Source organism: Ruegeria sp. K7, assembly GCF_056531785.1.
This window is the reverse complement of the sequence record NZ_JBQFMJ010000002.1, coordinates 433,106-449,783: the sequence shown is the minus strand read 5'-3', so window position 1 is coordinate 449,783 and position 16,678 is coordinate 433,106. Positions and strand designations below refer to the sequence as shown.

Genomic DNA, 16,678 nt, shown 5'->3' with positions numbered 1-16,678 from the left:
CGTTTCCCCCTCCCCAGGCCACCAAAAAGCGGAAAGCCAAATAAAAAAACGAGCCCCCCCCCGAGGCGGGGCGGTGCTTTTGGTTTTGAAACGGTGTCGGTTCCTGCAAACAGATTTCGGAATCAGTGAGGTGCGCGACCTGCGAATCCCCCATTCTGTCTAACAAGATTGGAGGATTGCCCCATGAACATTCGTACCGCAACGCGCTCGGGCGGACGCTCGGCCCGCCGCGCCAAGCGAACCGCGCCAAACTTTGAGATGTTGCCCGGACTGACCCGGGGCATCCCGCTATGCGAGGTGATGGACGGCGCCCAGGTTGAGCGCATCGACAACGCCTCGATGGACATTCTGGAAAATGTCGGCGTGCAGTTCCGCGACCCCATTGCGCTGGAAGACTGGAAAAAGGCCGGTGCCAGGGTCGAGGGAGAGCTGGTCTATCTGGATCGCGGATTGGTGCGTGAACTGATTGCCACAATCCCTTCGGATTTCACCTATCACGCCCGCAACCCGCAAAAGAACGTGCGGCTGGGTGGCCGGCACTCGATCTTCGTGCCGATGACCGGCGCGCCGTTCCTGCGTGATCTCGACGACGTGCGCCGCAATCCGACGCTGGACGATCTGGCCATGTTCCACAAGCTGAGCCACATGATGCCCGCGCTGCATTCGTCGGCCCATCATATCGTGGAACCCTACGATCACCCGATCAGTCAGCGCCACCTGCGCATCACCTATTCTTCGATGAAATATTCGGACAAGACGTTCATGGGCATGACCACCAGCCCCAAAAACGCCGAGGACGTGATGGACATGTGCGCAATCCTGTTCGGGGAAGAGTTCCTTGAGGATCACCCCGTCACCACCGGCAACTGCAACGGCAACTCGCCACTGGTCTGGGACGAAACCATGCTGGGCGCGATGCGTGCCTTCTGCCGCCGCAAGCAGCCGGTACTATGCTCGCCCTTCGTGTTGGGCGGTGCCAACACGCCCGCCAGCGTACCCGCGACCGTCGCGCAGCTGAACGCCGAGGCGCTGAGCGCGCTGGCCTACACACAGGTGATCCGCAAGGGCGCGCCCGCGATTTACGGCCACTACCTGTCAACCGTGTCGATGAAATCCGGCGCACCGATGGCGGGCACGCCCGAAATCAGTCTGATGAATTTCATGATTGGTCAGATGGCGCGGTACTACGACGTGCCGTGGCGTACCTCAAACACGCTTGGCGGGGCCAAGACCTTCGATGCGCAGGCCGGTTACGAATCTGCCACGACCCTGCAGGCTGTTATTCATGCCGGGGCCAATTACATCTGGCATTCGGCGGGCTGGAACGAGGCCGGGATGCACTGTTCGGTCGCCAAGTTCATCGTGGATGCTGAACAATGCGCCATGGCCTATCGCATGGCCGAAGGTCCGAAATGGCACGATTTCGATCAGGCTCTGGCTGCGGTGCCGGATGTGGGGCCGGGCGGTCACTATCTGGGTCATCCGCACACACAGGACAATTTCCAGACCGCGTTCTTCATGCCCGAAATGTTTGACAACAATTCGATCGAGCAATGGACGGCTGAGGGCGAGGTTGAGATCACCGAACGCGCTCTGAACCACGCCCGCAAGCTGCTGGCCGAATATCAGGAGCCCACGCTGGATCTGGCCAAGAACGAGGAACTGCTGGACTACATCGCGCGCCGCGAACGGGAAATACCGGCAGCGGACGAACTGAACCAGACGTATTGATGATCTCTCCCCCCACTGGCCCGCCTGAAATTGGCGGGTCTTTTTTTGATCGGGAAATTGAAATGGAAATGAATGGAAGAAAGGCGCTGGTTACTGGCGCTGCCGGAGGGATCGGCGCAGCAATTGTCCGCCAATTGCGGCAGGCCGGCGCGCATGTTGCCGTGGCGGACAGATCAGTTGACGGGATCGAGGCCGAAACCCACCTGCCCGGTGATCTCAGGGACGCTTCGTACAGCGACGCGCTTCCCCAAGCGGCCGCGGACCTTCTGGGCGCGCTGGACATCGTGATCAACAATGCGGGCGTGATAACGCGGGGCACCGTCACCGAAACCATGGATGATGACTGGTCACTGTCCCTGGGTGTCAATGTCGAAGCACCGTTCAGAATCTGTCGGGCCGCGATTCCGATCCTGGCCCAATCGGGGGGCGGGGCAATCGTCAATACGGCATCGTGCTGGGGCTTGCGGCCGGGGCCGAACCATGCGGTTTATTGTATGACCAAGGCGGCCATCGCCTCGCTGACGCAGTGCATGGGAATGGACCACGCGCATCAGGGCATTCGCATCAACGCGGTGTGCCCGAATGAAGTGAACACGCCCATGCTGCGGTCCGGTTTTGCAAAACGCGGGTTCGATCCGGATACTGCCGTGGCCGAATTGGGGGCGACGGTCCCCCTGGGACGGATTGCCGAGCCTGATGACATCGCAGATGTCGTTCTGTTTCTTGTCTCGGACGCGGCGCGTTATGTCTGCGGCACATTGGTTGAGGTCAACGGAGGTAAGCCAGTCACATGAACCGATTCCAAGGCAAGGTTGCCCTCGTCACAGGCGGCCGCAGCGGTATCGGCCGTGCCATCGCTGTCAGGCTGCGGCAAGAAGGCGCGCGCGTCTTCACGGCCCAGCGTGGGGCGGACACCGAATTTAAAGGCATCGCTGCGGATTTCACCAGACCTGGCAGCCCGGCGCAGGTGATCGATGAACTGATTGCGAAGGCCGGGCGCCTTGATGTTTTGGTCAACAATGCAGGAATGATGCAGGAAGCCTCGGTCGAGGACATGAGCCTGGACGACTGGCAGCGAACCCTGGCGGTCAACTTGACGGCACCGTTTCTCATGATCAAGGCCGCCTTGCCGCACCTGCGTGAAAGGCGCGGCAATATCGTCAATACCGGTTCGATCGAAGGTTTGGGCAGCAACCCCGGACATGCGGCCTATGGGGCGTCCAAGGCCGGACTGCACGGGCTGACCCGCGCGGTCGCGGTCGATCACGGGCCCGAAGGCATCCGGTGCAACGCAGTCGCGCCGGGTTGGATCGACACGGACCTGAACGAGGATTTCATCGCCTCGATGCCGGATCCCGAAGCATTTCGCCGGAATATCGGGCGCATCCACCCCGTGTCCAGAACCGGAGCACCGGAAGAGGTTGCGGCCCTTGTCGCATTTCTGGCATCAGATGACGCGGCTTTTGTCACCGGACAGGTCTATACCATCGACGGCGGACGCATGGCAAAGCTCAGCCTGCCGGGATAGGGCAGATCATTCCTTGCCTGACCGCCATTCCTTCCACATCAGGTAGGTGTTGGCGCCCAGCGAGGCGAAGGGCTCGGGCGGCAGGCGCGGAAGCTCCGGTTGGGCCAGAAAATGACTGGCAATGTCCGACCCGCCCTGCAGGATCAGCTCGGCAATGCCCATTCCCTGCAATGTCCCGCGGGCAATGCCCAGCCCGTTTTGGCAACAGGCGGAATAAACCCCGTCGTCCAGTTCGCCAAAAGCGGCCGCGCCATTGCGGCTGAGGCACAGCATTCCGGCCCAGCGGTGTTCCATTTTTACGTCCGGCAAATGCGGAAATCTCTCGCGGAACTTGCGGTCATGCACCCAGCCCGCATTGCGCAGGCGCATGTTTGTCGTCTCGATCGAAGGATGAAAGCTGGAACAGGTCCGGATCAGGATCCGGTCGCCATAACTGCCCGAGATGCGCCGCACGGATGTTCCCATCGGATCCGCCGGTGTCACCGACCAGCGCGATTGCCCACCCAGCGTTTTGATCTGAGCGTCGGTCAGAGGCGCTGACAGTGACGCGTAAAGGCAAATATGCATCAGCCGACGTTGGTAGAACCCAAAGCTTTCGACATGCCCATTGTTGGCCAACACAATCCGTCCGGTCGTCACCCTGGCTTTTGGGGTCGTGACAACCCAGCCGTTTCCCTGTTTTTCAAAGCCCGTAACCGGCGAGTTTTCGAACACATCAACCTGCCCGGCCAGATGTGCTGACAATGCCCGGATATAGGCTGCGGGCTGGACCATGACAGTCCCCGGCGCAAACAGGCCTGAGGTGTAATGTGGACTGCCCGTGAGTTCCCGCATCTGTTGCTGATCGTAAAGGGTGCAGGGTTCGCCCAGCCGTTCCAGATGCGCGGCATATTCGCGGTTGTGCAGATCGCCTGACGGGGTGGCAGCGGCGTTGAATTTGCCGCAGGGATCGAACACTTCATCGGACAGGACACAGTCCTCGGCCACCTGCCGCGCAAAAGCGATGGCCTTTCGGTTCAGCGCGATGGTGGCCCTGTCGGCCTCAAGCCCGTCGCCCGCGTAATTGTCCGAGGCCAGATCATGCGGCAAATCGATCATGAAGCCCGAATTCCGCCCGGCGGACCCTTCCGCGAACCGCCCTGCCTCAAGCACGGCAATCTTCAGGGAAGGATCAAGCTGGTGCAGGCGTCGCGCTGTGCTGAGGCCTGCAAACCCGCCGCCGACGATGGTGATGTCGGCGCTCAGGTCCTGTTGCAGTTCAGGAAGCGGTGTCTGAGCGGGAAGAACGGCGTTCCACCCCGCCACGCCGGTTTGGCGCGGCAGCCGTTTTGCTTCGTACCGGCTCAATCCACTGCCTCGTCCGCATCGTCGGCCAGATCGATCCAGATTGTTTTTAACTGGGTGTACTGGTCGTGTGCGTGGACCGAGTTGTCGCGGCCACCAAAGCCCGACTGCTTGTATCCCCCGAATGGTGTGGTGATGTCGCCTTCGCCAAAGCTGTTCACCGTGACTGTTCCCGCCCGGATTGCCCGCGCCCCACGAATGGCGCGTTTGGCATTGGCCGTGAAGATCGAGGCGCACAGACCATAATCGGTGTCGTTGGCGATCTTGATGGCCTCATCAAAGCCCGACACTTCGATTACCGACAGAACCGGGCCAAAGATTTCTTCCCGTGCCAGGGTGGCGTCGTTGCCGGGGACTTCGACGACCGTGGCTTCGACAAAACCCTTGTCCGCCTTGCCGCCAATCACGACGCTATCGGCCTGATCCAGATAGCTGCAAACCTTGTTGTAATGGCCTTCGCTGACCAGCGCACCCATGCGGGTTTCCGGGTCCAGCGGGTCGCCGATGTTCCATTGTTTGGCGTGATGGGCGATGCGCTCCAGCAGCTCGGCCTTCACATCCTTGTGCACGATCAGACGTGACGAGGCCGAGCAGTTCTCACCCATATTCCAAAACGCGCCATTGACCACGTGCGCCGCCACGCGGTCGAGGTTTTCGGCATCCTCCATCACGATAGCGGGGTTTTTGCCGCCCATCTCCAGCACCACTTCCTTGGCGTTGCTTTCGGCCGAATAAGTCAGGAACCGCTTGCCGGTGGCGGTGGAGCCGGTGAAGGACACCATGTCGATATCCATATGCCGCCCGATGGGCTCGCCCACGTCGGCGCCGCCACCCGGAACGATGTTCAGAACACCGCGTGGCAGTCCGGCCTCCATCGCCAGTTCGGCCAGGCGCAGCGCGGTCAGCGTGGTTTCTACCGCCGGTTTCACCACGACCGAACAGCCCGCCGCCAAAGCAGGCCCGATCTTCCACGCCAACATCAGCAGCGGGAAGTTCCACGGCAGCACCAAGCCCACAACACCGATCGGCTCACGCACGACCATGGCAATGTGATCGTCGCTGGCAGGGCTGACCTGATCGTAAATCTTGTCGATCGCCTCGGCATGCCATTTCAGGCAGTGGATGGTTTCAGGCACGTCCACGGTTTCGCAGTCATAGATGGTCTTGCCGCTGTCGATGCTCTCCATCACCGCCAGTTCGTGGGCGTTGCGCGTCATCACCTTGCAAAGCCGGATCAGCACGTCCTTGCGCTGGGACGGGTGCAGTTTCGACCAGCGCCCATCGTCAAACGCCTCGCGCGCCTTTTCGACGGCAAAATCCACGTCCGCGGTTCCGCAGGCCGCGATATCGGTCAGCTTTTCGCCGGTGGCCGGGTTTGCGGTCTCAAACGTCTTGCCGGACATCGCCGGGCGGAATGCGCCATCTATGAACGCGCCGGTCGGCAGCTCCAGATTGGCAGCAATGGATTTGTATTCGTCCCTAGTGAGCAATCCCATGCCTTAACCCTCCGCCACAATGTCTGCGATTTTTTGTCTGAGAACACGCGTCACCTGTTCCAGCGCGCGCTTGTCGTCCTTGTTGAGCCCCTTCAGCGGAGGCCGCATCGCGCCCGCGTCGATCCCGTTCATGGTCACGCCATGCTTGATGGTCTGGATAAACTTGCCGCCCTGTTCCAGCACCCGCATCAGCGGCATCATCGCGGACATGATCCGGCGGCCCTTGGCAAAGTTGCCTTCGATCACACAGGCGTTGTAGAGCGCAACATGCTCGGCAGGCAGGAAATTCGACCCACCACAGACCCAGAACGGTGCACCCCAGGCAAAGAACTCGAGCGCCTGATCGTCCATGCCGCATCCCAGCTGGATATGCGGATAGTCCCGCGCCAGCAGGTGGACCCGGTTGATATCGCCCGAGCTTTCCTTGATGCCGCAGATATTTCGGCTGCGGCCGACGCGGTCGAGGAACTCTTCGCCCATCATCGTGCCGGTGCGATGCGGATAGTTGTACAGCATCACCGGCAGGTCTGCTGCCTTGTCGATGGCCAGTGCGTTCAGCGCGTTTTCGCGGTCGGTCGGTACCGAATAGGGCGGGCTGGCCAGCAGGATGGCATCTGCGCCAATCTCGCGCGCGCCCGCGGCCAACGCAATGGAATCCGGTGTCAGCATCGCACCGGTGCCGACCACAAGCGGCAACCGGCTTTTTAACTGCTCATGCGTGAATTTTGCCAGCTCAAGACGCTCGTCAACGGTCTGCGCATAGTTCTCGCCGGTCGAGCCGCCCGAGATCAACCCGTGCACACCATGTCCGATCAGGTATTCGATCACGTCGGACAGGGCGTCCCAGTTGACCTGGCCATCTGCGTGGTAGGGGGTTACGACAGGGGTGTAGATCCCCTCAAATCTGAAAATCGGGTTCATTCCGTCCTCATGCAGGTTTCGACAGGGGCGGGGCACCCATCGGGACATTCAGCGCCTCAGGCATCACAAAAAGTTCGATCTGATCGCGCGACAGGTTCCAGTGATCGGTCGCCAGCTGCGAAGCAGCCACTTCATCGCGCGCTTCGATGGCGGCGATGATAGCGTCATGCTGGCGGCTCGCCTCGGACAGGTTTTCGGTCATTTCAACGCTTTGGGGGCGATAAAAGGTCATACCGATGCGGGCGTGATCGATCAGTAGCCGGTTGAACGACGGCAGCAGATAGACATTCGCCGACATCTCGCCGGTCACTTCGTGAAAGCGGTTGTTGGCCAAGGCACGATCCTCGGGCGACCCGGTCCGCAATGCCTCTTTGAACTTTTGCTGCGCCACCTTTAGGTCATCGATCTGCCGGGGCGTTGCGTTCAGGGCCGCCAGACGCAGAATTGCCCCATAGACCATCGGCGCGGCCAGAAAGAAGTCGCGCAGGGTGGTATAGGACATCTCGGACACGCGCGCGCTGCGGTTGGTGCGCAGATCCAAATACCCTTCGCCCGCCAATTGCCTGAACACCTCGCGCAGCGGGGTCCGGGACAGGCCAAAGGCATCCGACAGATGCGCCTCGTCAAGATCGGCACCTGGACGCAGGCGCAGGGTCAGAATGGACACCTTCAGGTGCTCCCTCAGGTCTGCCTTGCGTGATTTGCCGTCTTCTTTCATCCCAAATCCTTTGCCAAGCCCCGATGCATACCCTTGCGAATCGCGTGGGCGCCGAGTAGCTGGCCGATTTGTATTCGATAAAAATACAACTTGTATACAGTAAAAAATAGTGCAGCATCACCTAAACTTCGCCACGGGGTCGCAGGCCGACGCCCAGCAAACGGAAACCGACATGCAGCAGACGCAGCACATCACCTTCATATTGGTTGAGGAATTTTCGCATCTGGCGTTTTCATGTGCCGTCGAGCCGCTGAGAATCGCCAATCTGGAAAGCGGTAAAGACCTGTACGAGTGGTCCTTTGCCTCGGAACATAGCGAACAGGCGGTATGTTCAAACGGGTCGGTGACGCTGGTCCATTCCGGGCTGGATAAACTGCCCAAGACTGATCAGTTGTTCGTCTTGTCCGGTATTCACATGCGCAAACACGTCACGCGCCCGTTGTTGGCTGCATTGCGTCGCGAGCGTGCCCGGGGAACGCGGATCGGCGCGCTGTGTTCAGGCGCCTGGGTGCTGGCCGAGGCCGGTTTCCTGGACGGAATGCAGGCCGCCATTCACTGGGAATACCACGACGCGTTCATGGAAGCCTTTCCCGAGGTAAATCTGGTGCGCAGCGTGTTTACGGCTGACGAAAAGCACATCACGGCATCGGGTGGCACCGCCACTGCGGACCTGATGCTGCACCTGATCGAAAAGGAACATGGCCGGGAACTGTCAGTCGCCGTTGCCGATCAGATGGTCTACAACGCGGTGCGTAATGCCACCGCAAGACAGCGCGTTTCGCTCCAGTCCCGCAACGGGATGCGAAACGCCCATCTGGCCAGGGCAATACGGATCATGCGCGACAGTATCGATGCACCGGTTTCGCCCTCGCAAATCGCCGGAGAAATCGGGATTTCCGCACGCCAGTTGGAGCGGTTGTTCGGGAAATACCTGAACACGTCCCCCAAGAAGTACTACATGGAGCTGCGCCTGGAACGGGCCCAGAATCTGCTGCTTCAGACCGAGGCCTCGGTCACCGAGGTTGCGCTGGCCTGCGGGTTCGAAAGCCCCGGGCATTTTTCGCGCGTGTACAGATCCAGTTTTGGCGTAACCCCGCATATGCAAAAGACAAAAATCAACTGATTACAAACAACGGCCGCTGCGCCTCGGACGGAATGGAGAGGATAATTGGGCGGGGGGAGCCTCATGACCAGATGACAATCAGACCGGTCAGGCGCTCACCCCCTGACCCTGCCCAGTTACCCCCTCGTTAAAACTGTACTGGTCAAATGGCAGGCAGGATTGATTGTTTTTGTCTCAGGAAAGGGGCGCAACTATTGCCAGATCGTGTCAGTTCTATGTAATTTTTTGTCGTATTTCTTCGAACTGTGGCATCCTCTTAAGAAATGCAGTCAGAAATTGAATAAATGGCCTTCGTTTCGTGCAAGCAGTTGGGTGAGACGGGTCACTCCGCTTCAGAATCGCCACTCTTGGATTTGCTGTAGCTCTCCCAGATTTCCGGACGCCTATCCCGGGTCAACTTCTCGGCCATGCTGTGGCGCCATTCAGCGATTCGGCCATGGTGCCCGGACATCAGAACGTCGGGGATCGGCCGCCCTTTCCATTCGGCGGGGCGGGTGTATTGCGGATGTTCCAGCAGGCCCGACGAAAAACTCTCATCCTCGGTCGAAGCCTGATTGCCCAGCACGCCCGGGATCAGCCGGACCGTCGCGTCAATCAGGGCCTGTGCTGCAATTTCGCCCCCGGTCATGACGAAATCACCAAGCGAAACCTCCTGAACGCCGTAATGCTCCAGCACCCGTTCATCGACACCTTCGAAGCGGCCACACAGCAAGGTCATACCGTCACATCGCGCCAGCGACTGCATCATGGCTTGGTTCATCGGCCGGCCGCGCGGGCTGAGGTAGATCAGGGGCCAGTTGCCCTGAACGCCCGCCATCGCGTGTTCAATCGCCTCGCCCAGAACATCTGGGCGCAGGACCATTCCGGCCCCGCCGCCGGCCGGCGTGTCATCGACATTGCGGTGCTTGCCGACCCCAAACCGGCGCAGATCGATCGTTTCCAACTGCCACAACCCCTCTTGCAGGGCTTTGCCGGTCAGGCTTTCGCCCAACACGCCGGGGAAGGCCGACGGGAACAGCGTGATGATCCTGGCTTTCCACACGCCATGCAGATCGGGTGTCGGCGTTATCAATTCGCGTGGTTTCAGCGTGGGCCGGATCGCCTTGCGACCATGGGATTTGTTGGGCTTGTCAGTCATGGGGTCCCGTAGATCTCGTCCTGCACAGATTCGATGATCGCTGCTTTCTGACGGGTCAGCGCGGCTTCGTCCAGTCGTGACCGGTTCAACGCCAGAAGCTCGGTCAATGTGTCTTCCGGCAGGCTGGGATTGACCTTGTTCGGCGGTACAATCCGGGCGGTTTTGTCTCGTGACAACCTGAGGAACTCTGCAAATGGCGCACCGGGGCCAAAACGGCGCTGTAGCATGTCTTCCAGCCATTCCGACTGCACGGTGACCGATGGCAGCTTGTCCCGAATGCTGTTCACCGTGTCCTCAAGCGAAGGCAGTTGATCAAGGTTGGCACGGAAGGTTTCGAAATCCTGCACCATCCGCGTGCGTTGCAAATCATGCGCCCACAGGCTGCGCAGCCACGCGCCGCGCTGGCGCAACGATAGGTAGAGCGTTATGTCCAGATCCTCTCCGACCAGCCGCTGTCGGATCGAATCGACGATACACGCGGCCAGATCCGGGGCCGCAGCGTAGCCCTGGCTCAGGTTGCGACTGGGGCGCAGGCCGCTGAAATTCTCTTCGCTCAGGATCAGCCCGCGTTTGGTTCCGAATTCCAGCGTATCCAGAAATTCACGCATCTGGCCGCCAAACTCGGCCAGCGTTCCCACTGTTCCATAAACCGAGTGACGGGTGGCCGCACCGGACAGCCCTGTCTTGCGGGTCTTGTAAGGCAGCACCAGCGCGAAATGGGGCCAGATCAACTCGCGGTTTTCATACAGGAAGGACTGCGCCGCAGTGGTGCCTGTTTTGTGCAGGCCCAGATGCAGCATTATCCGCCGCATTACAGCAGACCCTCCGGCGGGTCGGCGATGATACGCCCCTGATCCAGATCGACCGTGGGCACGACCTCAAGCGTGAAGGGCAGCAGAACCGTGGTGTTCATCCCCGGCCCCTGCAGTTCCAGCAGGTCTGCCGCGCCATGGTTCTGCACCGATTTCACCCGGCCCAGAAGCGTGCCGCCGGTGTCATAGACCTCAAGCCCGATCAGGTCCGTATGATAAAACTCGTCATCCGGCAGCGAGGGCAACTGGTCACGTCGCGCAAACAGGCGCAGACCTTTGATCGCGTCGGCCTGCTCCTTTGTTTCAATTCCGCCCAGCCGCGCGGCAAAGCCGTTCTTGATCGTCCGGGTCAGCACAAGCGGATACCGTTCCGCGCCGCTTTCGTCGGTCAGCGGAGAATATGATTCGATGTCTTCGGGGGTCGCGCAGTAGCTTTTCAGCCGCACTTCGCCCCGCACGCCGTAAGACCCGGCGATACTGCCTACACAGATCAGATCAGTCATTGGACCCTTCCACCGTCACACAAACTCCGTCCTGCCAGTCTCCGCGCGTGGCACAGGCGTCGCGCTGATTGCTGCGTTCGAAAAACACGCCGACAATAAAAGCGATCATCAGCAGGATGGGAAGCCGCATCAGCCCAAACATAAGTCTATCGCACCTCGACGGTCAGACTGTCCTGACGATTTTCCCAACCGGCACGCTCCAGTTCCGGCGTGTCTGACAACGCCTCGGGCCAGCCGATGCAGAAATACCCGATCAGGCGCCAGCTGTCCGGCACTTTCAGGTCCCGCGTCAACCGGTCGGGGTCCAGAATGGACACCCATCCCAGCCCCAGCCCCTCGGCCCGAAGGGACAGCCAGAACAGTGTGATCGCGGTGACCACGGAATACCGACGCATTTCGGGCATCGTGCCTGCGCCCAGCCCCAGACCCTTGTCCGTGGCATCGTCGCAGAAGACAGCCAGTTGCACAGGGGCCTCGCGCATGCCCGACAACTTGAGGCTGCTGTAAAGCTGCGCCTTCTCGCCGGAATATCCGGCAAGGGCCTCGGCATTCGCGGTCTGGAAATTCTCAAGCGCCGCAGTGCGGGCTTTATCGCTTTCGACACGGATCACGCGCCAGGGTTCGCTCAGCCCCACCGATGGGGCCAGCCGAAACGTGTCGAGGCAGCGCGTCAGCACTGCCTCGTCCACGGCATCGGTGCGGAACCGGCGCACATCGCGCCGGAGCCGCATCAGCAGATCGAACTGCGTGCGGAAATCATCACTGAAGGTCTGATCCTGCACGCGCCCGCCTTGCTTATTCTTCAGCAGCAGCTTCTTCAGCCGGTGCGGCAGCGGCTTCGGCAGCTTCAGCAGCCTTTGCAGCTTTCTCTTCCGCGCGCTCCTGGGCTTTCTTGCCCGGGGTACCCTTATTGGGGTTGTTGCGCTCGGCCTTGTCGCGTGCGCCGGCTGCTTCCAGCATGCGTGCAATACGGTCGGTGGGCTGAGCACCCTGGTCCAGCCAGTACTGAATGCGCTCCATGTCCATTTTCACGCGCTCTTCGCTGTCTTTCGGCAGCAGCGGGTTGTAGGTGCCCAGTTTCTCGATGAAACGGCCGTCGCGGGGCATGCGGCTGTCAGCAGCCACGATGCGGTAGAAAGGACGCTTTTTCGAGCCGCCGCGGGCGAGACGAATTTTCATTGCCATGGTGGTATCTCCTTTGAATGGCATCACGCCAAAGGCGTGTCTTGTGAAAGCCGGGACAATCCCGGTTTAGTTCTGGTGTTTCTTATGGTGTCGGATGACTTCCTGAATGATGAAGTTCAGGAAAGCCTTGGCGAAATCGGGGTCCAGATCGGCCTCTTTCGCCAGGTCTTCTAACCGTGCGATCTGCGCAGCCTCGCGCGAGGGATCGGACGGGGGAAGGTCGTGTGCGGCCTTGAGCTTGCCAACGGCCTGCGTGTGCTTGAACCGCTCGCCCAGCGTATAGACAAGGATCGCGTCCAGCCGGTCGATGCTCTCGCGGTGATCCTTCAGCAACGCAGCAGCCTGTGTCACGGGGTTGGTCATTGGCCGGTCCTTTCGGAGGTCATTGGGTCAATCTGCGGGTGGCGCCAGATCTGGGCCTTTTTGCCCAGCAATTCACCGTCGCGCTCGTAGGTGGCCCCAAGCCGCCCGGCCAGGGCGCGCGAGCGGTCGTTCGCGTGGGCGATGTACGAAATGACGCCGTTCAGGCCCTGGTGCTGCGCCGCATAGGCCCGGGCCGCGTTCGCAGCCTCATAACCCAGACCTTTGCCTTCGGCCTCGGCCATTAGGGTCCAGCCCAGTTCGGGTTCGGCCCAGCCGGGGACATCGATCATACCGGCCCATCCCACGAAGGCGTCACTGGCCTTTTCGGTCAGATGCCACAGGCCATAGCCTCTCAGTGCCCAGTGCCCCAGCCGGTGTGCCAATGAGCTCCAGCAGGCAAATTCATCCTTGGGTCCGCCAACCATATGGCTGCGTTCGGTCGCAAAGAATGCGGTCATTGCGGGCAGATCATCCAATTCGGGCGCGCGCAGGATCAGGCGCTCGGTTTCAATCGATGGGATGGTGAATGTCGTCATGCGAGCCCCTCCGAAATCTGGTCGGGGCCGGGATGGCGGTACACCAGTTCGGTGCCGTGCGAGACGTTTTCGAAACTGCGCTCGTACTGCGCGCCCAGCCGCTCGGCCAGCGCGATCGAGCGTTCGTTGCCCGGAAAGATGTTCGAGCTCAGCGTTTCGAACCCCAGAACCTCATAGGCATAGAGGCGCGCCTCTTGAGCGGCCTCACGGGCATAGCCTTTGCCTTCGCTTCCGGCGAACATGACCCAGCCCAGTTCCGGCTCGGGCCAGCCTTCCGGCGACCACAGCCCGACAAAGCCCACGGGCTGGCCGTCATGCGTTTCAACGGTCCAGAAGCCATAGCCGTGCAGAACCCAATGGCCGATCATGCTGGCAAACCAGCGCCACGCCTGATTGCGGTCCAGCGGGCCGCCAAAGCCCCAGCTGCGGTCCTTGTCGGCAAAGAAATCCGCGACATTGTCGAAATCCCGCGCCTCGGGTCCGCGCAGGATCAGGCGTTCGGTTTTCAGGGTGGGAATGCAGAGGTCTATCATGCGTAGGCCTCCATCCCGCCATTTACCAGATCAACCGGGGCAGGGTGCCGCCAGATTTCGGTTTTGCCGAACTTGGGGTGGTCATAGTAATACTCGAACTGCGCCCCCAGACGCTGGGCCACCGCCTTGCTGGCGTCATTTTCCAGATCGATCAGCGAGATCGCCGTTTCCCACCCCAGCAGGTCATAGGCATATGCCCGTGCGGTCAGCGCGGCTTCGGTCGCATAGCCCTTGCCGGTGGCGTGGTTCATCAGCGTCCAGCCGACCTCGGGCTCGGGCCAGCCTTCCGGACACCAAAGACCGATACGCCCGACATAGGTGCCGGTGTCCTTTTCATCGACACTCCAGTACCCGTAGCCGCGCAACGCCCAATGGCCCAGAAGCGAGGCGACCAGACGCCATGTCTCATCCCGGCGCAACGGACCGCCGACATATCGCGCGGCATCTCTGGCGAAGAACGCTGTATCGGCGTCAAGATCCGCTTCCGACGGCGCGCGCATAATCAGGCGCTCAGTCTCAAGGGTGGGTATGGCCAACGCAAGTGTCATGCCTTCGCCTCGCCATAACGCCAGACATGCTGATCCGCGCCAAACGCGTTCTCTGCATTCACGTCCCGCACAGCGCCCAGCCGTTTGGCAAGTGCATTTGACCGGGTGTTGGATGCCGACACATAGCTTACGAAGCAACCCGATCCGAGAAGATCAAAGCCGAAGTCGCGAACCGCGGCACAAGCTTCGGTCGCATAGCCCTGCATGCGATGATAGGCTGAAAACAGATAGCCAAGCTCGGGTTCCTGATCGTCCCATTCGAGACCCAGAACGACGAAGCCAATGGCCACTTCCTGATCTTTCAATGCGGCCGTGAACAGGCCATGGCCATGCAGAAGCCAACCGGATGAATAGTACGAGAACTCGGTCCAGGCTTCCTGGTCGGTGTCGCCAAAGCTTTCCTTGCAGATCGCTGTCCATACCGGCAGATCATTCAGGGTAGGAGCACGCAGAACCAGCCGCCGGGTCTCAAGGACCGGCAGAGCCGCGCGATACTGCGCTGCTGCCATCGCCGCCTTTCCGGACGGGGGCTGGGTGCAGCGTGCTGGCGTCACTTTTTCTTTCCGAACCCGCTCAGACCCGGGGGCAGAGCCATGCCGCCACCCATTCCAGGCATTCCGGGCATCTTGCCGCCCATTGCCTTGGCGGCCTGTTCCAGCGCCTTGGGGTCCATGCCAGCGGCCATTTCTTCGGGCGAGGGGCCGCCTTTGCCGAACATGCCCTTCATGGCTTGTTTCAGCATCTTGCCTTTGCCCATCTTGCCCATCTTTTTCATCATGTCCGACATCTGCCGGTGCATCTTGAGCAGCTTGTTGAGGTCGCTGACCTCCATACCCGAACCTGCGGCGATGCGCTTTTTGCGGCTGGCCTGCAGCAATTGCGGGTTGGCGCGTTCCCGTTTGGTCATCGACTGGATCATGGCGATCTGCTGGCGCAGGATCTTGTCGTCCAGACCGGCCTGATCCATCTGCTTGGCCATCTTGCCCATGCCCGGCATCATGCCCATCATGCCCTGCATGCCACCCATCTGGATCATCTGCTCCAGCTGCATCTTCAGGTCGTTCATGTTGAACTGACCTTTGACCATGCGCTTCATCATGCGCTCGGTCTGTTCCATCTCCATCGTTTCCTGGGCCTTTTCGACCAGAGCAACGATGTCGCCCATGCCCAGAATACGACCGGCGATCCGGTCCGGCTCGAAGGTTTCGAGCGCGTCCATCTTTTCACCCAGGCCGACAAAGCGGATCGGCTTGCCAGTGACCGCGCGCATCGACAGCGCCGCACCGCCGCGCCCGTCACCGTCCATCCGGGTCAGGACCACGCCCGAGATGCCAACCTTGGCGTCAAATTCTTCCGCCACTTCAACAGCGACCTGACCGGTCAGACCGTCGACAACCAGCAGCGTCTCACGCGGGTCGACCACGTTGCGGACTTGCTCGACCTCGTCCATCAGCACTTCGTCGATATGCAGACGGCCCGCGGTGTCGAGCATGTAGACGTCATAGCCGCCCAGCGTTGCCTGCTGTTTGGCGCGCTTGGCGATGTCGACCGGCTTCTGACCGGGAACGATCGGCAGCGTATCGACGCCAACCTGTGTGCCGAGAACGGCCAGCTGATCCATCGCCGCCGGGCGATAGACGTCGAGCGAGGCCATCAGGACCTTCTTGCCCTCTTTTTCCTTTAGCCGCTTGGCCAGCTTACCGGTTGTGGTCGTCTTACCCGAGCCCTGCAGACCTACCATCAGGATCGGGGCGGGCGGGTTGTCGATCTTCAGCTTGCCGGGGTCTTCCTCGCCGCGCAGGGTATCGACCAGCGCGTCATGCACGATCTTGACGACCTGCTGGCCGGGGGTGATCGACTTGGTCACCGCCTGCCCGGTCGCCTGTTCCTGCACCTTCTTGACGAATTCGCGGGCCACCGGCAGCGAGACGTCGGCCTCAAGCAGCGCAACTCGGACCTCACGCAGGGCGGTCTTGACGTCTTCTTCGGACAGAGCACCTTGTTTCGTCAGCCGATCAAAGACGCCAGAGAGGCGTTCGGATAGATTTTCAAACATGCCTTCGGCCTCCTTAGCCGGTTATCTGGTGGCGTCTCCTAGATAGGATGCGCCGGTTAAATGCACAAACGCCCCCACGGGCGAAACTCGCTGGTGGGGGGCGATCCCTGATCGACTCAAGGGACCGGAAGATCGAGAGGCTT

General features: G+C 60.7%; 20 protein-coding genes. 4 read left to right on the top strand and 16 right to left on the bottom strand.

Annotation, left to right across the window (positions count from 1 at the left end; translation table 11 throughout):
• Nucleotides 1-183 precede the first annotated feature (183 nt).
• The 3 genes from ACR0FE_RS06945 (at nt 184) to ACR0FE_RS06935 (ending at nt 3,259) form a co-directional block, all read left to right on the top strand.
• Nucleotides 184-1,731, top strand: a complete 1,548-nt coding sequence (locus ACR0FE_RS06945; protein ID WP_170612045.1) for a trimethylamine methyltransferase family protein — start codon at nt 184-186, stop codon at nt 1,729-1,731.
• A gap of 62 nt (nt 1,732-1,793) precedes the next feature.
• Nucleotides 1,794-2,525: an SDR family NAD(P)-dependent oxidoreductase gene (locus ACR0FE_RS06940; protein WP_480911895.1), complete on the top strand. Its 732-nt coding sequence runs from the start codon at nt 1,794-1,796 to the stop codon at nt 2,523-2,525.
• Nucleotides 2,522-3,259: an SDR family NAD(P)-dependent oxidoreductase gene (locus ACR0FE_RS06935; RefSeq protein ID WP_480911892.1), complete on the top strand. Its 738-nt coding sequence runs from the start codon at nt 2,522-2,524 to the stop codon at nt 3,257-3,259. The genes ACR0FE_RS06940 and ACR0FE_RS06935 overlap by 4 nt, the downstream gene beginning before the upstream one ends.
• Nucleotides 3,260-3,265: 6 nt before the next feature.
• Here the strand turns inward: ACR0FE_RS06935 and ACR0FE_RS06930 are convergent, their stop codons facing one another.
• The 4 genes from ACR0FE_RS06930 to ACR0FE_RS06915 are packed head-to-tail and all read right to left on the bottom strand — an operon-like array spanning nt 3,266 to nt 7,738.
• Nucleotides 3,266-4,606, bottom strand: coding sequence for an NAD(P)/FAD-dependent oxidoreductase (locus tag ACR0FE_RS06930; protein ID WP_480911889.1), 1,341 nt, complete (start codon nt 4,604-4,606; stop codon nt 3,266-3,268).
• A complete protein-coding gene (locus ACR0FE_RS06925) occupies nt 4,603-6,099 on the bottom strand; it encodes an aldehyde dehydrogenase (protein WP_480911886.1) in 1,497 nt (498 codons plus the stop codon). Before ACR0FE_RS06925 ends, ACR0FE_RS06930 begins: the two co-directional genes overlap by 4 nt.
• Nucleotides 6,100-6,102: 3 nt before the next feature.
• A complete protein-coding gene (locus ACR0FE_RS06920) occupies nt 6,103-7,020 on the bottom strand; it encodes a dihydrodipicolinate synthase family protein (protein ID WP_170612036.1) in 918 nt (305 codons plus the stop codon).
• Between the two features lie 7 nt (nt 7,021-7,027).
• Nucleotides 7,028-7,738, bottom strand: coding sequence for a GntR family transcriptional regulator (locus ACR0FE_RS06915; RefSeq protein WP_170612034.1), 711 nt, complete (start codon nt 7,736-7,738; stop codon nt 7,028-7,030).
• A 172-nt stretch (nt 7,739-7,910) separates the two neighbouring features.
• Between ACR0FE_RS06915 and ACR0FE_RS06910 the strand changes: the two genes are divergently transcribed.
• On the top strand, nt 7,911-8,861 hold the full coding sequence (locus ACR0FE_RS06910; RefSeq protein ID WP_480911883.1) for a GlxA family transcriptional regulator: 951 nt from the start codon (nt 7,911-7,913) through the stop codon (nt 8,859-8,861).
• Nucleotides 8,862-9,183: 322 nt separating this feature from the next.
• Here the strand turns inward: ACR0FE_RS06910 and trmD are convergent, their stop codons facing one another.
• The 12 genes from trmD to ffh all read right to left on the bottom strand — a co-directional run bounded on the left by trmD (nt 9,184) and on the right by ffh (nt 16,535).
• Nucleotides 9,184-9,999: a tRNA (guanosine(37)-N1)-methyltransferase TrmD gene (gene trmD / locus ACR0FE_RS06905; protein WP_480911881.1), complete on the bottom strand. Its 816-nt coding sequence runs from the start codon at nt 9,997-9,999 to the stop codon at nt 9,184-9,186.
• Nucleotides 9,996-10,811: a hypothetical protein gene (locus tag ACR0FE_RS06900; RefSeq protein ID WP_480911880.1), complete on the bottom strand. Its 816-nt coding sequence runs from the start codon at nt 10,809-10,811 to the stop codon at nt 9,996-9,998. Before ACR0FE_RS06900 ends, trmD begins: the two co-directional genes overlap by 4 nt.
• Nucleotides 10,811-11,314, bottom strand: a complete 504-nt coding sequence (gene rimM, locus ACR0FE_RS06895) for a ribosome maturation factor RimM (protein ID WP_480526191.1) — start codon at nt 11,312-11,314, stop codon at nt 10,811-10,813. The genes ACR0FE_RS06900 and rimM overlap by 1 nt, the downstream gene beginning before the upstream one ends.
• Nucleotides 11,307-11,444, bottom strand: a complete 138-nt coding sequence (locus tag ACR0FE_RS06890; RefSeq protein ID WP_170805713.1) for a hypothetical protein — start codon at nt 11,442-11,444, stop codon at nt 11,307-11,309. Before ACR0FE_RS06890 ends, rimM begins: the two co-directional genes overlap by 8 nt.
• 16 nt (nt 11,445-11,460) lie before the next feature.
• Nucleotides 11,461-12,096, bottom strand: a complete 636-nt coding sequence (gene bluB / locus ACR0FE_RS06885) for a 5,6-dimethylbenzimidazole synthase (protein ID WP_480911876.1) — start codon at nt 12,094-12,096, stop codon at nt 11,461-11,463.
• Nucleotides 12,097-12,109: 13 nt separating this feature from the next.
• A complete protein-coding gene (gene rpsP, locus ACR0FE_RS06880) occupies nt 12,110-12,499 on the bottom strand; it encodes a 30S ribosomal protein S16 (RefSeq protein ID WP_170681598.1) in 390 nt (129 codons plus the stop codon).
• A gap of 66 nt (nt 12,500-12,565) precedes the next feature.
• Nucleotides 12,566-12,862, bottom strand: a complete 297-nt coding sequence (locus ACR0FE_RS06875; RefSeq protein WP_039541590.1) for a chorismate mutase — start codon at nt 12,860-12,862, stop codon at nt 12,566-12,568.
• Nucleotides 12,859-13,398 (bottom strand): GNAT family N-acetyltransferase, encoded by a 540-nt coding sequence (locus ACR0FE_RS06870; RefSeq protein ID WP_480911873.1) that lies wholly within the window; start codon nt 13,396-13,398, stop codon nt 12,859-12,861. The genes ACR0FE_RS06875 and ACR0FE_RS06870 overlap by 4 nt, the downstream gene beginning before the upstream one ends.
• Nucleotides 13,395-13,931 (bottom strand): GNAT family N-acetyltransferase, encoded by a 537-nt coding sequence (locus tag ACR0FE_RS06865; RefSeq protein WP_480812478.1) that lies wholly within the window; start codon nt 13,929-13,931, stop codon nt 13,395-13,397. The genes ACR0FE_RS06870 and ACR0FE_RS06865 overlap by 4 nt, the downstream gene beginning before the upstream one ends.
• On the bottom strand, nt 13,928-14,479 hold the full coding sequence (locus ACR0FE_RS06860; protein WP_480911870.1) for a GNAT family N-acetyltransferase: 552 nt from the start codon (nt 14,477-14,479) through the stop codon (nt 13,928-13,930). The genes ACR0FE_RS06865 and ACR0FE_RS06860 overlap by 4 nt, the downstream gene beginning before the upstream one ends.
• Nucleotides 14,476-15,033 (bottom strand): GNAT family N-acetyltransferase, encoded by a 558-nt coding sequence (locus ACR0FE_RS06855; RefSeq protein ID WP_480911868.1) that lies wholly within the window; start codon nt 15,031-15,033, stop codon nt 14,476-14,478. Before ACR0FE_RS06855 ends, ACR0FE_RS06860 begins: the two co-directional genes overlap by 4 nt.
• On the bottom strand, nt 15,030-16,535 hold the full coding sequence (gene ffh, locus ACR0FE_RS06850) for a signal recognition particle protein (protein ID WP_480812481.1): 1,506 nt from the start codon (nt 16,533-16,535) through the stop codon (nt 15,030-15,032). Before ffh ends, ACR0FE_RS06855 begins: the two co-directional genes overlap by 4 nt.
• Between the last annotated feature and the right edge of the window lie 143 nt (nt 16,536-16,678).